Annotated in this window: 13 protein-coding genes; 10 read left to right on the top strand and 3 right to left on the bottom strand. The window is 57.6% G+C overall.

All coding sequences use genetic code 11. The features are described 5' to 3' along the window. The first annotated feature begins 3 nt into the window (after nt 1-3). The 8 genes from KHO53_RS08925 (at nt 4) to rfaD (ending at nt 10,226) form a co-directional block, all read left to right on the top strand. Complete coding sequence (locus KHO53_RS08925) at nt 4-2,952, top strand: serine/threonine-protein kinase (protein ID WP_010221286.1); 2,949 nt, start codon at nt 4-6, stop codon at nt 2,950-2,952. Then, nucleotides 2,952-3,668 (top strand): ABC transporter ATP-binding protein, encoded by a 717-nt coding sequence (locus KHO53_RS08920; RefSeq protein WP_010221287.1) that lies wholly within the window; start codon nt 2,952-2,954, stop codon nt 3,666-3,668. Before KHO53_RS08925 ends, KHO53_RS08920 begins: the two co-directional genes overlap by 1 nt. Continuing rightward, nucleotides 3,668-4,870 carry an FtsX-like permease family protein gene (locus tag KHO53_RS08915; protein ID WP_010221288.1) on the top strand — a complete coding sequence of 401 codons (1,203 nt, stop codon included), beginning with the start codon at nt 3,668-3,670 and terminating at the stop codon, nt 4,868-4,870. The genes KHO53_RS08920 and KHO53_RS08915 overlap by 1 nt, the downstream gene beginning before the upstream one ends. After that, entirely contained in the window at nt 4,863-6,608 is a 1,746-nt protein-coding gene (locus KHO53_RS08910; RefSeq protein ID WP_213570210.1) for a formylglycine-generating enzyme family protein, read from the top strand. Before KHO53_RS08915 ends, KHO53_RS08910 begins: the two co-directional genes overlap by 8 nt. Before the next feature lie 81 nt (nt 6,609-6,689). Then, entirely contained in the window at nt 6,690-7,649 is a 960-nt protein-coding gene (tagQ, locus tag KHO53_RS08905; RefSeq protein WP_036994988.1) for a type VI secretion system-associated lipoprotein TagQ, read from the top strand. 77 nt (nt 7,650-7,726) lie between these two features. Then, nucleotides 7,727-8,632 carry an Ssp4 family T6SS effector gene (ssp4, locus tag KHO53_RS08900; RefSeq protein ID WP_010221291.1) on the top strand — a complete coding sequence of 302 codons (906 nt, stop codon included), beginning with the start codon at nt 7,727-7,729 and terminating at the stop codon, nt 8,630-8,632. Further along, complete coding sequence (locus KHO53_RS08895; RefSeq protein WP_036994989.1) at nt 8,629-9,075, top strand: hypothetical protein; 447 nt, start codon at nt 8,629-8,631, stop codon at nt 9,073-9,075. The genes ssp4 and KHO53_RS08895 overlap by 4 nt, the downstream gene beginning before the upstream one ends. 134 nt (nt 9,076-9,209) lie before the next feature. Continuing rightward, on the top strand, nt 9,210-10,226 hold the full coding sequence (gene rfaD, locus KHO53_RS08890; RefSeq protein WP_213570209.1) for an ADP-glyceromanno-heptose 6-epimerase: 1,017 nt from the start codon (nt 9,210-9,212) through the stop codon (nt 10,224-10,226). A gap of 77 nt (nt 10,227-10,303) precedes the next feature. Here rfaD and KHO53_RS08885 read toward each other — a convergent pair whose 3' ends face one another. The 3 genes from KHO53_RS08885 to KHO53_RS08875 form a co-directional block, all read right to left on the bottom strand. After that, a complete protein-coding gene (locus KHO53_RS08885) occupies nt 10,304-10,666 on the bottom strand; it encodes a hypothetical protein (protein ID WP_249684285.1) in 363 nt (120 codons plus the stop codon). Between the two features lie 41 nt (nt 10,667-10,707). Continuing rightward, a complete protein-coding gene (locus tag KHO53_RS08880) occupies nt 10,708-11,958 on the bottom strand; it encodes a trans-sulfuration enzyme family protein (protein WP_213570208.1) in 1,251 nt (416 codons plus the stop codon). A 162-nt stretch (nt 11,959-12,120) separates the two neighbouring features. Beyond that, complete coding sequence (locus KHO53_RS08875) at nt 12,121-13,338, bottom strand: YcaO-like family protein (RefSeq protein WP_213570207.1); 1,218 nt, start codon at nt 13,336-13,338, stop codon at nt 12,121-12,123. Nucleotides 13,339-14,269: 931 nt separating this feature from the next. On the opposite strand from KHO53_RS08875, the gene KHO53_RS08870 reads away from it, so the two are divergent. Both KHO53_RS08870 and KHO53_RS08865 read left to right on the top strand, forming a co-directional pair. Beyond that, nucleotides 14,270-15,532: an HAD hydrolase-like protein gene (locus KHO53_RS08870; protein WP_213570206.1), complete on the top strand. Its 1,263-nt coding sequence runs from the start codon at nt 14,270-14,272 to the stop codon at nt 15,530-15,532. Between the two features lie 5 nt (nt 15,533-15,537). Then, the gene (locus KHO53_RS08865; RefSeq protein WP_213570205.1) at nt 15,538-16,488 is read left to right on the top strand and encodes a DNA-processing protein DprA; all 951 of its coding nucleotides are present in this window, start codon (nt 15,538-15,540) and stop codon (nt 16,486-16,488) included. Nucleotides 16,489-16,592 lie beyond the last annotated feature (104 nt).

Raw genomic sequence — 16,592 nt, 5'->3', positions numbered from 1 at the left:
CACATGGACAAAGTGATCCCCGGATACGACATCGACGGCGAGATTGGCGAAGGCGCCATGGCCACCGTCTACCTGGCCACCCAGCGCTCGCTGGAGCGCAAGGTGGCATTGAAGGTCATGGCCGCGGCACTGGCCGCCGACCCGACCTTCTGCGAGCGCTTCCTGCGTGAAGGCCGAACCCTGGCGCGGTTGTCGCACCCGCACACGGTGACCATCCACGACATCGGCAATGTCGGCGAGCTGTACTACATGGCCATGGAGTACCTGCCCAACGGAACCCTCAAGGAACGCATTGCCGCCGGGGTAACGCCGGAGCAGGGCCTGTCGTACATCCGCCAGATCGCCTCGGCACTGGGTTACGCCCACGCCCAGGGCCTGGTGCACCGTGACGTCAAACCGGCCAACATTCTGTTTCGCGCCGATGGCACCGCAGTGCTGTCGGACTTCGGCATCGCCAAGTCGCTGGATGACCGGACCCAGTTCACCCAGGCCGGTTTTGCCGTCGGCACCCCGAGCTACATGAGCCCGGAGCAGGCGCGCGGCCAGGAAATCGACGGCCGTGCCGACCTCTACGCCCTGGGCGTGGTGTTCTACGAGATGCTGGTTGGCAAGCTGCCGTACAGCGGCAACGATGCGCTGTCGACGGCGCTGGCGCATTTGACCGAACCGTTGCCGGAGCTGCCGATCGAGCACGGCCGGTATCAGGAGATCCTCCGTGGCTTGCTGGCCAAGGACCCGGCCGAGCGCTACGCCGATGCCGAGACGCTGCTGGCGGCGCTCGATCGCCTGCCAGCGCAAGAAGCTGACAGCACCTTGATCCAGCCGCTGCCAATTACCAGCCCGGTGACGCCTGTAGCGGTGCAGACTCCACAGCTGCCTCCCGCGCCAACACCGGAACCGATCGCCAAGGCATCGCCACCGCCGGCACCGCGCAAGCGTCCGGCGTTGGCCCTGCTCGCCATAGCCGTCGCGGCCGCCCTGGGCCTGGGCGGGGTGGGCTATTGGAGCATGAGTGGCGATGAACAGGTCGTTGAGGCGCCGTCGGTGCAACCCCCCGCGCCGGCGCCGCAGACGCCCGTAGCCGCTAGCAACGACGGTGATCGGCCGCTGCTGATGGCCGGCAAGAAAACCCTGTTCCAGCGTGTGCTGAGCAAGCCTGGCGCCCAGGTCGTCAGCCAGCCGGGCGCCACGCCCAGCGATACCCTGCCGGCCTTTACCGTGCTCTATGTCTACCAGCGCCAGGACGTCAACGGCAGCCCCTGGCTGCAGGTCGGCACCGCCAGTGATGGCCGCCGCGACGGCTGGTTGCCAGCCTCCCAGGTCAGCGACTGGAAGCAGAGCCTGGTACTCAAGTTCACTGAACGCTCGGGGCGCGCGCCAGTGATGTTCCTGCGCCAGGCCGAGGAGCTTGAGCGCTTGCTCGGCGATACCTCGGCCGCTCGCAGCGAGCTGCTCAAGGCGCAGAACAACCCGGACGAAGTACCGCAGGTGATGGCCCTGGAACCCAGCGCCAGCGCCGTGCCTCAAGACCAGTTCTACCTGATGCCGATCTTCGAGGCGCGTGAGAGCTTTGACGAAAACGGCCAGCCGCTGCAACTGCTCAATGTCGCCTCCATCGACCCAGGCAGCAGCGCGCGCAGCAGTGAACCCAAGGCCGCCGGCATGGCCACCTCCAGCGATGCCTTCCGTACCGCCGTGGTGCTGGTGGTGGATACGTCGGTGTCGATGCAGCCCTATATCGATCAGGTGCGCCAGGTGGTGCACGAGCTGCATGGACAGATCTCGCGCCGTGGCGAGCTGGATAACGTCAGCTTCGGCCTGGTCGGCTTTCGCAACAGCACCACGCGCACACCGGCCCTGGAATATCTGACCAAGACCCTGGTGACCCTGGACCAGGGCCGCGACCCCGAGCGTTTTCTGAAGCTGGCCGAACAGGTCAAGGCCACCAACGTCTCCAGCCACTCGTTCAACGAAGACGCCTTTGCCGGGATCATGCAGGCGGTCGACGGCATGGACTGGTCCGGCTATGGCGGTCGCCTGATCCTGCTGGTCAGCGATGCCGGCTCCTTGCGCAAGAACGACCGCTACAGCAGCACCCAGATGAACGAAGCGGAAGTGCGCCAGGCGGCCCTGAGCAAGCAGATCAAAATCTACGCCTTGCACCTGCGCACCGACGCCGGCAAGAAGAACCACGCCTACGCCGAGCAGCAGTACCGGGTGTTGACTGCCGATGCCAACCCGCAGATCGGCGATCTGTATGTGTCGGTGCCCGGTGGTGATGTGAACAAGTTCGGCGAGCGGGTGCGCGAGATCGGCTCGAGCTTCGCCGACCTGGTTCATCAGGTGCGCAGCAACCAGGCGCAGCCGGTGCCGCTGTTGGCCGCCTCGCCGAGCGTTGCAGATAAATCAGCCGCCATCGGCTATGCCATGCATATGGATTTTCTCGGCCGCAAGAGCGCCAGCCAGGCCCCGCAACTGGTCAGCGCCTGGACCTCGGACCGCGACCTGACCAACCCGGCGCTGCCAACCCTGCAGGTTTGCGTGATGCTTACCAAGCTGCAACTCAACGACCTGCAACAGTCGCTGAAACTGATCGTTGATGCCGCGCGCAAGACCCGCACTTCGCCCAAGGATTTCTTCCAGGAAATCGCCAGCGCCAGTGCTTACATGAGTCGCGACCCGGCCGCCCTGCGCAAGGGCGCCAACCTTGCCGAAGGCGGGGTGCTGGGCGAATACCTGGAGGGCCTGCCATACCGCAGCAAATCCCTGAGCATGACCCAGGACCTGTGGTTGTCGCTCAGCGTTGCCGAACAGGAGGATTTCATCGACGAGCTGGATTCGAAGATCCGCCTGTACGAAACCTTCCACAACGACATGGCCAACTGGGTGCGCTTCGGCAATGCCGAGCCCGGTGATGCCTTGTACCGTGTTCCGTTGTCGACGCTGCCGTGATGATCAAGCTGCACGCGCTGCGCAAAACCCGCGGCCTCGGCAGCCAGCGCTACAGCCTGGAGATCGAGCGTCTGGAGCTGCGTGCCGGTCAGCAGCTGGCGCTGGTCGGCCCCAGCGGTTGCGGCAAGAGCACCTTGCTCGACCTGCTGGCGTTGGTGCTGCAGCCGGATCAGGCCGAGCGCTTCGTGTTCAGCACCGACTCGCACACCTACGATGTCCAGCAGCTGTGGCGTGAACAGCGTCAGGACCGGCTGGCGCACCTGCGCCGCCGGCACCTGGGTTATGTGTTGCAAGCGGGCGGCCTGCTGGGCTTTCTCGACGTGCGCAGCAACATCGCTCTGCCTCGTCAGGTACTTGGCCTGGGCGATGACGGCAGCGTGCAGCGCCTGGCCGAGCAACTGGAGATTGACGACCAGCTCGACAAGAAGCCGACAGCCTTATCGGTCGGCCAACGCCAGCGGGTCAGCTGCGCCCGTGCCTTGGCGCACAACCCCGACCTGCTGCTGGCCGATGAGCCGACGGCGGCCCTTGATCCAATCAATGCCGAACGGGTGATGCAGCTGTTGCTGCGTCAGGCGCAAGCGCGGCAGGTGGCCTGCCTGATCGCCACCCATGATGAGGCGCTGGCCCGCGATGCCGGCTTGCAGGTGTTGCGCATGAGCTGCCGCCGCGATGCCGACGGTGGTGTGACCGCCACGCTGGAGGGCCAGTCGTAATGCGCCCGATGCTGATCGCCGCCCTGGCTTGGCGGGACTACCGCAACGACGCGCGGCTGTCTGCCTGTAGCGTGTTGGCGCTGGTGGCGGTGATTGCGCCGTTGCTGGTGCTGTTCGGCCTGAAGTTCGGCCTGGTCAGCAGCCTGACCGAGCGTCTGCAGCGCGACCCGGCGGTGCGGGAAATCATCCCGTTGGGCGGTGGCCGTTTCAGCGCGGGTTTCGTTGCCGAGTTGGCCGAGCGTCCGGATGTGGCCTTTGCCTTGCCGCGTACCCGGCAAATTGCCGCGACTGCTGATCTGGTGCTGTCTGCCCGCAAGGTGGTGGTGAACGTCGAGATGATCCCGACGGCGCTCCGCGACCCGCTTCTGCAGGGGCTGCAAATCCCCCACGGCATCGACCAGATCGTCCTCAGCCGCACGGCGGCGGAGAAGCTTGGCGCTCAGGCAGGCGACTCGCTTGAGGCGTCGTTCAGCCGCCAGCTGGCCGGGCAGATTCAGGCTCAACGCACTACCTTGAAGGTCTTGGCCGTATTGCCGGTGGAAGCCTTCGAGCGTGACGCCTTGTTCGCCCCGCTGGCGCTGCTGGAAGCTGCCGAAGACTACCGCGATGGCCGTGCCGTACCCGCCTTTGCCTGGGAAGGGGAGACCAAGGCCGGCGAGGCGCAACGGGTCTACCCGGCCTTTCGCCTGTATGCGCGCAACCTCACCGATGTCGAGCCGTTGCGCCGCTTCTTTGCCGACCGACAATTGCTGGTTTCAACCCAGGCCCCGGCCATTGCCCAGGTGCAGTCGTTGAGCCGCAACCTGACCCTGGTGTTCTGGATCATTGCCGCGCTGGCAGTGGCTGGCGCGTTCGCGGCTATCTGCGCCGGCGCCCTGGCGGCGGTCGAGCGCAAGCGCCGCGAGCTGTCGGTGTTGCGCCTGCTCGGTTTCAGTACTTGCGCCTTGCTGGCCTTCGTCGTGCTGCAGGCGCTGTACAGCGGTGTGCTTGCCGCCGTCATTGGCGCTGCGCTGTACGCCTTGGCCGAGAGCGGCCTCAACCAGTTGTTCATGCAGATGCCCGGTGAGTACGCCAGCCATCTGCTCCCGTCGCATTACCTCGTTGCCTTGCTCGCTGTGCTGTTAGCCAGTGCGGCCGCTGCCGCCCTGGGGGGCTGGCGCGTGGCACGAATAGACGCTTGTGAAGGAATTCGAGATGTTTGACCGCCGCTTACCCGCCCTGGCGCTGATCGTCGCCGCCCTGAGCCTGGTGTCCTGTGCCCAGGCCGAGGACGAGCCCAAGCCCAAGCCTGCCAGCAACAAGCTGGACAACCCCAAGCCGCTGGCTGACGACATCAGCCTGCCGTTGCCGTGCGACGGCGAGATGGTCTTCCGTCATGTCTATGTGCTGGCCCAGGGCAGCCTCGATGACCGGGAAGTGAACCTCGGCTACCCCTTCAGCGAAGGCGAGGCGGGCTACAAACAGTCGTTCATTTCCGGTTATCGCCGCGACTTCATCAACGGTCAGTTCAGCCTGCAGGACCTCTCCGCCGACTGGAAAAAACGCATCGGCCCGAGCTTGCCGAAAACCGACGCCGGCAGCCCGCTGAAACCGATGATGTACTTCATCGGCAAGTACGAAGTCACCGCCCGCCAGTACGCGCAGGTGATGGCCCAGGCCCAGTCGCTGGCCAGCGGCGAGCCGGCGCCGGCCTGTGAGGCGCCGACCGGCATGGCTGCGCGGTTGCCCAAGGTCAAGCTGTCGCGTTTTGAAGCCGAGCGTTTTGCCGCGGTCTACAGCGCCTGGTTGATGAAAAACCACCGCGACCTGCTGCCGGTCAGCGGCCGTGGCAAGAAGGCTGAAGATGGCGGTATCGGCTTTGTGCGCCTGCCGACCGAAGTGGAATGGGAGTTCGCTGCCCGTGGTGGCTCTGCCGTCAGTCGCCAGGAGCTGGAAGGCCGGCTGTTCCCGCGACGCCTTGAAGGCAGCGAAAGCGATGGCCCATTGGCCGACTGGGCGGTGTTCAACCAGGTGGCTGGCGGCACCGGCCAGGCTGCGCGCCTGACCCCGATCGGCACCAAGTTGCCCAACCCGTTGGGGCTGTTCGACGTTGTCGGCAACGCCGCGGAAATGGTCCAGGAGTCGTTCCAGCTGGTGCATGCCGGGCGCCGCCAGGGTGCTTATGGCGGCTTCGTGGTCAAGGGCGGCAACTACTTGGAAGGCGAGGGCACGCTGTTCACCGGCATGCGCCGCGAGTACCCGCTGTTCGGCGCCGATGGCACTGAGCAAAGCAATGAAACTACAGGTTTCCGTGTCGCCATCGGCGCCCTGTCGGCCCCGCGTTCGCGTTATGAGGAACTGTTCGAACAGTGGCAGAAAGAGGGCCGCCTGGCCTCGCTGACCGATGCCATCGACGACGCCCAGGACCCGACCAAGCGTCTGGACAGCATCATCGCCGCCAGCGCCGACCCGCGCCTGCAAGCGGAGCTTGGCCTGGTCAACGAAGAGCTCAAGCGCAACGTCTCGCTGATCGCCCAGCAGCGCGAAGAAGCCGCCGGCAACCTGATCCAGTCGGCGGCCCTGGTGGCCGAAACCATCAACAACTACAACATCCGCCTGACCAACCTGCAAAAGACCCAGCAGCAGGCCAAGGCTTCCGGTGACGACACCAGCGCCAAGCTGTTCGCCGCCGCGATCAACAACGGCCGCAGCGCCCTCGACGGCGCCGTGGCGATCTACATCGACAACCTTGCCACTGGCACGCGCTACACCGATGCGGTGATTCAGGCGCAGTTCCAGCGGGTCAAGGAAGAGCTCAATCGCAAGCCGGTACTGGGCAAGAGCCTGCTCAGCCGCGCGACCCTGTTCGTCCGCCATGTCGGCGACTACCGCCAGCAACGGCGTGCTGACCCGGCGACGATTTTGAAAGAACTGCTCGCATCAGCCGCTCCGCAACCTTGAGCGGCTGTCGGGCGAGCATCGTAGTGACCGGGGCGACATGAGGTTGTTCCGGGCGTGTCTAAACAGAGAGAGAACCTGACCATGCTTTCAACTCGCAAGCCCTTCTTCACTGCTTCCAACGGCCGGGCCGCGCTGCTGCTGGCGGCCGGTTTCAGCACCGTCCTGCTGACTGGCTGCGCCAGCTCGCCGGCGTCCAAGGTCGGTGCGACGACCAAGGTCGAGTACTACCCGAGCTGCTACGAGCCGGTCCAGCACCTGCGCGCCACCGATTCGGACATGACCAAGTCGGTCGCCACCGGTGCCCTGATCGGTGCCGTCGGCGGCGCCCTGACCGGCGCCCTGACCGGCAACTCCGACACCCGTGGCCGTAATGCCGCCATCGGTGCTGCCGGTGGTGCCCTGGTCGGCGGCGCCGCCGGTTACTACACCGAGCGCCAGAAGCAGATCAGCGATGACAACCAGCGCATCGGCTCCTACGCCACCGACATCAACAAGAGCGCGGCCGACATGGACCGCAGCACCGCTTACGCCAAAGCCTCCCAGGCTTGCTACCAGCGTGAGTTCAGCAACCTGATGGACGGCCGCAAAGCCAACAAGATCAGCGACAGCGAAGGCCGCAAGCGCCTGGCGGAAATCATCGCCGGCCTGCAGGAGTCGAACAACCTGATCACCGCGGTCAACGGCCGTCTGGGTGAGAACCTCAACAACTACACCCAGGCCTACGAGCAAGACCTCAAGCAGGTCGGCGTACAGCGTAACGACGTCGTGGTGGTTGCCGAAGCCGAAGCGCCAGTGCTGGCCACCGGCAACGCCAAGAAAACCACCACCGCCAAAACCAAGACCAAAGCCCCGGCCCAGGCGAAGAAAAAGCTGCCAGAGGTGCCGAAGGAAGCCGTTGCCACCGAAAAGACCCTGCAGGACGCCAACGCCAAGAAGGCTGAAAGCCAGAAGGTTGCCAGCGCCGGCCAGAGCCAGGTCAACAGCATGTGCAAAAACCCTGACATGGGTGACTGGGCGCCAGTGCCTTGCCCTAACGTGTAAGGCCTGAGCAGCAGCGTCGCCCGGCCCGGCAGTAACAGGCCGGGCGGCCTGCTGTGCCGTTTCAAGGAAGACCGTAGATGAGTGAGTTGCTCAGCCGACTGGATAGCAATCCGTCGCAGTTTTTCGCCAGGCAGCGCATCGAAAGCCGCATCAACCTGCCGAAACTCTTCGCTGCCATTGATGCCGACCCGGGCATCGTCGGTGCGGGGGTGGTGTATATCGATGCGGATTACAACGTGGTTACCCTGCGTGAGTTTCAGCCGATTTGCAGTGTGTTGCCCAAGCGGGTGATTTTGCGTGAGGCCCCGAAGTACCAGGCTCCTGCGCAATTCATGCACCAGTTGCAGAACAATCCACGTGAGTCACGGGTGGTCAAGGAGGCGGTCAACACCACCTTGTCTTGTACCGGAGCGGTTCTTGGCTGGATTGTTTTGTTCAGTGGTTCGATAGCCGTGCCGTTTACCGGCGGCACGAGTCTGGCATTGAGTTACGTGGGCGGTGCGGCGGCACTCGCCAGCTCCGGTCAATGCATTGTTGGGATCGCCAGAACCTATAACGAGATCAACAACCCATCCGACAACGACGAAATGGACCAGAACGTCTGGTTTCAAGCAGTCATGCCGGTTCTGGATGCTGTCTCATTGCTTGGCGTAGGTGCTTCCGGTCTGAACACGGTGAAGTACCTGCAAGTGCGCAAGGCCGCCACTGGCAGCAGTTGGTATGAGCTGACCAAGACCTTGAGTCGGCAACAACGCAAGTCACTGACCAAAGAATTGTTGTTGATCAAACACCCGTCACTCACGGCCAAACAGTTGAAACTCAAACAAAGCGCGGGCGAGCTGGTCAAGCGCTACACCCCTACCGAGTTCAAGCACGCGACACAGACCCTGATCAAGGATTCGCTCGGTGCCGCCACGGGCCTTGCGGGTAGCAATACCGTGCAGACAATCGCGGTGGGCTTGTATGAGGAGCTGGCGGAATGAATCAAAATTCCAAACTGAAAGATTTTCTAGCCCGCTTTTTCCCGACGTTCCTTTGCACTTACTTCCTCTCCTGTCTTGCCGTAGGGTGCACGCTTTCGCTGGTCTGGAGCACTTATCTGCTTAGCGCTGATATTCGCTCATTTCTGATTACTACAGCGATTGTCACTGTCATCGTTACTGGCGGGCACATCGCCGTTGTCAGAGGGCGTCCCTGGGGTTTGTGGGTGGTGGTTGGCGTATTTCTGGCTTGCCTGTTCATCGTCTTGCCCACGTATGGCTACCGGCCTCATCCGTTCTCCTACACGACGGGTATTTTGTTCCCGCTGCTTGGACTCCTTGTTCTCAATAGCAAGCGCTACCGCGAAATGCGTATCTGCCTGTTCGAGATCCGCGAAGAGCGCACCCGGGATCGTAAAGCACGTGCGGCCAAAGCCCGCCGTTGAGCGCGCGGCCAAACAACGTCAACGAGCAAAGGCTTGAGCCTCCCGCAACCGACAAAACCATTGACCCTGGTTAATATTTGCTCAATTGCCACCCCCTAGACTGAGGCCTCTGTGCCCTCAAAGGGGGAAATCGCATGACCATTATCGTCACCGGCGCCGCCGGTTTTATCGGTAGCAACCTGGTCCAGGCCCTCAATCAGCGCGGCGAAACCGACATCATCGCGGTCGATGACTTGAGCGATGGCGACAAGTTTCGCAACCTGGCTGACTGCGAAATCGCCGACTACCTGGACAAGGACGATTTTCTTCAGCGTTTCGGTCGTGGCCAGTTCGGCAAGGTACGCGCCGTGCTGCACCAGGGTGCTTGCTCCAGCACCGTCGAAGGCGACGGGCGCTTCATGATGGACAACAACTACCGCTACAGCCGCGACCTGCTCGACGCCGCCCAGGCCCTGCAGGTGCCGTTGCTGTATGCCTCGTCGGCAGCGGTGTATGGCGCCGGGCGCGACTTTCGCGAGCAGCGTGAATGCGAACGGCCCTTGAACGTTTACGGCTACTCGAAGTTCCTCTTCGACCAGCGCGTGCGTCGGCAACTGGCCCAAGCACGCAGCCAGATCGTCGGCCTGCGTTACTTCAACGTCTACGGCCCCCACGAACAGCACAAAGGCGCCATGGTCTCGGTAGCCTTGCACTGTTTCAACCAGTATCAGGCCGATGGCAAGGTCAGCCTGTTCGGCAGCTATGGCAACTACCCTAGCGGCGCCCACCTGCGCGATTTCGTGGCGGTCGAGGATGTGGTCCGGGTCAATCTGTTCTTCCTCGACCGGCCGCAGTTGAGTGGCCTGTTCAACGTCGGCAGCGGCCGCGCCCAGCCTTTCAACGATGTGGCACTGGCAGTGATCAACCACCTGCGCGAGCAGCAGGACCAGCCGCCGCTGTCGCTGGAGATGGCCCTGCTGGAAGGCATTCTTGAATACAGCGAATTCCCCGAGCATCTGCGCGGCAAATACCAGTGCTACACCTGCGCCGACCTTGAGCGCTTGCGCAGCGTTGGCTATCAGCAGCCGACGCTGACGGTGGCGCAGGGGGTGGCGGGTTATTGCGAGTGGTTGCAGCGCCCGGGTTTGGGCGCCCAACCTGCACTCGGCTGAAATGGCCAAGGGGTTGGCATAGTCGACGATACGGAGGGGCGCTTATGGGCTGCGCTGCCGTTCTTGTCGGTCGTTGATCATTCCTCTGGAAGATCCGGACCATGCTTGGCGCGAGATCTCAGATACCAAAGCAACGTCAGCACGCTCGGCCAGAACAAGGTGTTCAGCACATCGTGCAGGCTCGCCTGCCAGCGCCAGTAGCCAAGGCTCTGCACGTCATTCCGCCAGTCGACAATCTCGCCCAGGCAGGCCAGGGCCAGCACGCATGACCAGGCCAGATAGGGCCTTAGCTGCTTGCTGATAGCTGCAAGGACGACGAACACCGCCATGCCGAAGTAGATATGCAGCGCGTCCTTCGAAAGCCCGGTGGCGGAGACGACAGCCAGCTTGATGGCTTGAGCGGTGGAGGTTTCCATGCCGGTGATCGCTCTGTCGGTCATTGCCGACTGCTGGGCAACGTGTTCGGAGCTTCCCTAGGGGATCACTTCATCTGTTGCAGAGGTTTGATGAGTAGTGCAAGGCGCAGTGCACGTCTGATGTCTGCATTAATATCGTCAATATCTTCCAGGCCAACAGAGATTCGAACCAAGCCGTACGGTACCCCTATTTTTTCCAGATCGGTACTGCCTTCTCTGGTAAAACTGCCGTAGTGATAGCATAAGGACTCAATATTGCCAAAGGTTGTACCTGTTCGTATCAGTTGCAGATGACGAACAAAGGTTGTACCCGCTTCTCGCGAAGGAAAAACAATGGCGATAAGACCTGTATGCAATGACGAAAATATACCGTTGGCCTGCGCACTTTTAGTCGACCATGCTGAGCGCCATTCTAATTGTGGGAACTCTTCGCGTATCATTGCAATGACAGCATGTGCATTATCGGTATGTTTTTTTAATCTCAGTGGGAGCGTTCTCAGCCCACGTATAGTGAGCCATGCCGAAAACGGATCTAATATGGTGCCTGTGCTTTCTCTATGGTATTTCAATACCTTGAATAGGTCCGGGGCATTGGTGCTGATCATTCCGCCCATCACATCGCCGTGACCATTGATGTGCTTGGTGATGGAATATAAAGTGATTGCAGCCCCCAGGGACAGCGGTTTTTGGCAGGCAGGCGTAAGAAAAGTATTGTCGACAACAAGAAGGATATTATTTTTTACGCAAAGCTGTACCAGGTCAGGAATATTGATGTCTAAAAAGGCCGGATTGGTGGGTGCTTCGATAAAGATCATTTTCGTGTTTGGCTGGATGGCCGCCTCAAATGCCACTGCTCCGTATTCGTCGATAACCGACATTTCTATACCACGATTGTTCGCCTCGTAATCAAGCTGCTCAATGACCTCATAAAATATACTGTGGGGTACGATGATATGATCGCCTGCGTTCAGTAGCGCCCGAAAGACAAGCAGGCAGGCTGTCATTCCGCTATTGACCGCCAAACTGTATGTGCAGTGTTCAATGGCACGAAATTTCGCTTCTAGTATTGAAACGGTAGGGTTTGCATAGCGTTGGTATGCAAAGTTTTCCATCTCTGCATTGCCTAGCATTTCTCTACCTTCTTCAATTGAATTCAGTAGTGTTGCAGAGTTGCAAACGAGTGCTGGAACTGGAAACTGATCCAGCCCAGTCTCATGTTGCCCTAAATGAATGGCCTTGGTGGCGGCGCCTAAAGGAGAGGAAAGAAGATAATCGCGGCATTGTAATTCACGTCGGCTTTTTTTTGTTGGACTCATGAAAGGCCTGATTCCGAATTAATTAGAGGCAAGTAAGTTGCGTGCTGTTGTGTCGTGGCATGTTGCACTACTGCCTCAGTCAGCTACCATTTAAACTTTACGGGGCTGCGTGGCGAACTTTAGTGCCCTTTGCCAATGGCCATGGTCATGATGGTTTTTTATTTACTCGTATTTGTAGCAAGGGACGACTTTCCCACCGAGCGAAACGATAGAGAACCTTTCCATTTTTGGCATGACGGCACAGGCCAGGCTAACCTGGTTGGCGCTGGAATGTAGTTCTTTAATCCAAATGGGATGGTTCGCTTTAAAGCACTCGCTTTGTAAATGGGACAAGTGTTGGTTCAGTGGCATTTTTTTCGGGTCGTGAGGCATGGGGCAAGGGACTATTTTGGCGCACTGGAGGGCATTAAACGCCATGCGCAAACAACGTAGTAGCCTTGGATGTTGTGCTAAATTGCTTTTTGCATTTGCCCACTCTTGGCTGACGTGTTCGACTCCTTCGGCGACTTTATATTGCTGCACTAATTCCTTGATGGCGCGTGCTGCGGCATGACTTGGATACAGTGAACAGCCGCCGCCAACGACATGGATATCAACGATTGTCTTGTCCGGGCAGTAGGCAATGAAAACGGGATAGGGTATTTGGCTAGTGGCATCAAATACCTCAATAGAAGCACCAATGGCAATTTCTGCGTCACGCACGGTTTGTAATAGTTGCTCTGGCATTGAGGCGTGAGTAATTTTTCTTATAGGTTCTTTTGAATCATAAAAGAAATGCTGTGCGATAAAGCGCCCAATGCCGTGGCGCTCTATCACCTCACTCGCAGCATGTATCGCCGCTTCCGTAAAGCCAACGCCCGCTGCCACACCCGTACCACAGGAATATCGGCGTGCCGAGCCATAGTCGGTATCATCGCCAGGAATAGATTCATTTGCATATTGATGGTTGATCAGAAATGACGGATAGAGTAATTCCATGCCACCGGATGCTTCATGCGCCTCAAAAGTAAGTACAGCTATCTGTGATGCGCCGGAGTGGCGAAGCATTTGTATCGGAAGTATGTTCTGTAAGGCCGGTTGAGAAATAACCGAACCAAAACAGTGCAGTGCGCTATGTTTCCGTAGCCGAAGCGGCCCCATATAGTGTTCATAGGCCTCATATTTCGCGCCGACACGCGCCTCTGCTTCATACCCTTTGCCGCAACCAACACATTCTATGCCGCTACTGTCATGTGGGAGGTGAAGCGTGGCGACAGTGCTGGACAACGGGCTACCGTAACGACGTAGGGTTAAATCTATTCCTTCGCTCGAAAAATACTGGTCGATTGCGCTTTCTGCATCTTGCAATGACAACGTACGCTCTGGGGCAATTATTTTCATAGGCAAGAAGTTCCCATGTAAACCAAAAAATGAGGCGAAATATTCGCCTCATTTTATTTGCTTCACTCAGCCAGTACGGCAGATTCTTCTGGTGTGAAGTCTTCTTCTAAGTTGGCGATTTCACTTTCGTCGTCAGTGGGTTGGTCAGCTTTAAACTCGTTAATATACATGCAGCACCACATGCCCATAAAAATACCCTTTTCACATTGAATTTAAGTGTGCACTTATTTAGCAGGTGCAATGAGAGATTAGTTCTTGTGGCTTTGGCTGCACATAGGAAAAATCCTGATTCTACGAGTGATTCTATCTATTTGGGGGGTGCTACTTTATTTCAGGGATGCTCAGAAAATAGCCACCGGCTTTGGACAGCGGGGTCGACGCCGTATATGGCTTGGTTCATCGCTTGGTGGGCACGGCGGCGAATGCGGCGGACGTGACCCAGGTCGAACAGCTGCGCCACCGATAGAGCGCGCAGCGGTCGTAATTCAGGTGCCGCCTGATGGGCTGATTTCAATGGCCTCATCGCGAGGCAAGCCCGCTCCTACCAGGGTGGCGGAGACTGCGCAAAACAAAAAAGGCCCACCTTGCGGTGAGCCTCTTTTTTACTGCGTATGGTGCGGCACCAGACGAACGGTAGCGGTCAGCGGGGCTAGGTTTTCTGCGGGTCTGGAGTTCGGTGGAAAATTTGGCGTACCCCAACTAGTAACTATAAATAAATCAGCTGGTTATGGCTTTTGGTGGAATCGAATCAGGATTTTTTTAGCTTTCTTCACGACGTGACATTCTTAGCAAGCGCTACACCATCCAGCTTAACAAGTTATCCATAGTGAGGCTTGAGCGGTTAGGTACGTGAAATAAGACTAGTGTCATATTGACATTAATGGCGTTTGCCCATCAATCTTGCCCTTTGACTCGACAAAGGGATTTTGAGATGTTTGAGTTGGTTATATTTGATCTGGACAACACGTTGGCACTGACTGACGACTTGGAGGGTTTTCGCGGTGCCTCCAATTTGGGAAATAAAGATCAGGAGTATAAGTCTCGCTTAATCGCTGAGATTAACAAGAAAAACAGGCGGCTACTATCTTCAGATTTTTTTGAAGAACTTAAAGAAGCTATTCCAAATTTGAAATTGGCGGTTTTCACCAAGTCGCCTCGATGCTACGCCTGTACAGTATTGAGTGAGGTATATTCGGATGTTGACTGGGAATCAATCGTTGCATTCGAGGATGTTCAGAATACCAAGCCAGCCCCTGACGGTATCATTTTGGCAGCGAAAGCTTGCGATGTAACGAATCGCGAAGCGATTGTTATAGTGGGCGATGACCTCGGAGACGTGGAGGCAGCTTACCACGCAGGAGTCCGGGTAGTGTTAGCAGAGCTCCATGGTGCTTCTCCGCATTATGAGGCGAGAAAGCGAATCCCTGATGCGTCGGTTGTCAAACAGAAGACTCTGGTTGAAGCGATTTTGGATATAGGTCAAAAGTTACCTATTCTGGAGCGCTTGGTCGAAGGAGTTCAAGCGCATAACGGGTTCTTTGGAAGAGTTTGCCGAGCGGGTCACTTTCCTCCACGTGCTGTGGAAGAAACAAAGCGGCCACTTCAAGTTATCTCGTTGGGTCGACTTTTTACAGAGCATAGGTCTATAAAGCCTCGGCGGGAGTGGCATGAGCTGACCAATGAGATTGTAAAATTTAAGAATACTGATAATTTTCCCATTGAGTGGGCTAAATGTGTTCGTGATACGGTCAATGAGCAAATAAGAATTCATAGGGAGAAGGGAGGCATAAAGAGCCTGTTTAAAAAATATAAAGTAGTAATCACCACGGCACCCTCTAAGAAAAATCGGCCTCCGCGGATGGAGAACTTTTTAGAGCAAATAGAATCCATACTTGAGGAGTCTCCGCTGTCGAACAGTACGGTGGAGGTAATTGATGATATGTTTGAATTTTCTCCTGAGGCAAAGTCGCATCATGGAGAGCATTTGACCATGGTTCAAAGATATGAAAATGTACGTGATTGCCTGTCGATTACTGGCGATGCAGAGATTGAAAATAAATTGGTTTTTCTGATTGATGATGTGGTAACAACTGGCGCCACTCTCTACTATATGGACAAATACAGCAGGGCGAACGGCGCTGAAGAGGTCTTTTGCATCAGCTTGGCACACACAATTTCAGGGGCCAGGGACTGAAAATGATGAGCGATGACGCTTACAATGCTTTGATCTTGAGTGGATTGAAAGGTGTTGGCCCAAGCACTATTGAAAAGGTGCTGGCGCTTTCATCGTACCCATTGAAGACGCTCGTTGAGCTTTGTGAGTATGCCTCTGATCTGCGTAAAAAATCGTTGACCAGCGAGCAGTTTGATGAGGCTCGTAGATATGCAGACTTTCAAATAGATATGGCCTCCAAGAATGATACTAAAATAATTAGCCTATTGGATTCTGAATTTCCTAGAGCGCTAGCGATTTCTGGTGTTCGTGTTGCGGTTTTATATGTCAAGGGGAACGTAGAGCTTTTAAACAGTCCTTCGGTCGCTGTAATAGGTACAAGGCAGCCTACGCTTCATGGGGAGGAGATAACAAAGCGCATGACTCACTGGATGGTTCAGCAAGGCTGGGCGATTGTCAGTGGGCTGGCGTTAGGTTGCGATAGTATTGCTCATAAGCAGGCGATAAAATCATTTGGAAAAACAGTCGCTGTAATGGCCCATGGATTGCACACAGTTTCACCGTCGCAAAATAAAGATTTAGCGTCGTCGATTCTATCCAGTGGTGGGGCGTTAGTGTCAGAGTTCGCGTTTGATGTTAAACCAATACCTACGAATTTTGTGATACGGGATAAAACTCAGTCCGCACTCTCCCAAGGCGTAATGATGATCCAGTCAGACCTAGTTGGCGGAAGCCTGCATGCATCCCGAGCAGCAATCAAGGATCGACGGCCACTTATAGTGCCTTATCCTACGGATCAAGACATCAGAAACTCGGAAAGCAAAATTTCCGCAAACCTCTTGCTGGCTTCAGACGATGTAATAGGTAAGTGCAATCTACTAAAGTGCGACCCAGCCGCGTTAGAAAAACTCCATATCGTTAGACGGAGGGAAGATTACGATATGATGTTGGAGGTGCTGTCACGTAGTCTTCGCTAGTAACGGGAAGCAGCGGCTGATGTCCCAAGTCAGTATTGCCGAATTGGAAGTAAACCCCGCCGCATTGTCTGAGGAGGGGTAGCACCATGCTTGTGCATCACAAG

The organism is Pseudomonas sp. RC2C2, assembly GCF_018390435.1.
Classification (GTDB): domain Bacteria; phylum Pseudomonadota; class Gammaproteobacteria; order Pseudomonadales; family Pseudomonadaceae; genus Aquipseudomonas; species Aquipseudomonas donghuensis.
Note: the sequence above shows the minus strand (reverse complement) of the source record. Positions and strands in the feature narration are given on the sequence as shown.

What these genes read in the sequence shown, in the direction of transcription:
- KHO53_RS08925 (WP_010221286.1), top strand. Translation starts at nt 4, where the DNA reads ATGGACAAAGTGATCCCCGGATACGACATCGACGGCGAGATTGGCGAA.
- KHO53_RS08920 (WP_010221287.1), top strand. Translation starts at nt 2,952, where the DNA reads ATGATCAAGCTGCACGCGCTGCGCAAAACCCGCGGCCTCGGCAGCCAG.
- KHO53_RS08915 (WP_010221288.1), top strand. Translation starts at nt 3,668, where the DNA reads ATGCGCCCGATGCTGATCGCCGCCCTGGCTTGGCGGGACTACCGCAAC.
- KHO53_RS08910 (WP_213570210.1), top strand. Translation starts at nt 4,863, where the DNA reads ATGTTTGACCGCCGCTTACCCGCCCTGGCGCTGATCGTCGCCGCCCTG.
- tagQ (WP_036994988.1), top strand. Translation starts at nt 6,690, where the DNA reads ATGCTTTCAACTCGCAAGCCCTTCTTCACTGCTTCCAACGGCCGGGCC.
- ssp4 (WP_010221291.1), top strand. Translation starts at nt 7,727, where the DNA reads ATGAGTGAGTTGCTCAGCCGACTGGATAGCAATCCGTCGCAGTTTTTC.
- KHO53_RS08895 (WP_036994989.1), top strand. Translation starts at nt 8,629, where the DNA reads ATGAATCAAAATTCCAAACTGAAAGATTTTCTAGCCCGCTTTTTCCCG.
- rfaD (WP_213570209.1), top strand. Translation starts at nt 9,210, where the DNA reads ATGACCATTATCGTCACCGGCGCCGCCGGTTTTATCGGTAGCAACCTG.
- KHO53_RS08885 (WP_249684285.1), bottom strand. Translation starts at nt 10,666, where the DNA reads ATGACCGACAGAGCGATCACCGGCATGGAAACCTCCACCGCTCAAGCC.
- KHO53_RS08880 (WP_213570208.1), bottom strand. Translation starts at nt 11,958, where the DNA reads ATGAGTCCAACAAAAAAAAGCCGACGTGAATTACAATGCCGCGATTAT.
- KHO53_RS08875 (WP_213570207.1), bottom strand. Translation starts at nt 13,338, where the DNA reads ATGAAAATAATTGCCCCAGAGCGTACGTTGTCATTGCAAGATGCAGAA.
- KHO53_RS08870 (WP_213570206.1), top strand. Translation starts at nt 14,270, where the DNA reads ATGTTTGAGTTGGTTATATTTGATCTGGACAACACGTTGGCACTGACT.
- KHO53_RS08865 (WP_213570205.1), top strand. Translation starts at nt 15,538, where the DNA reads ATGAGCGATGACGCTTACAATGCTTTGATCTTGAGTGGATTGAAAGGT.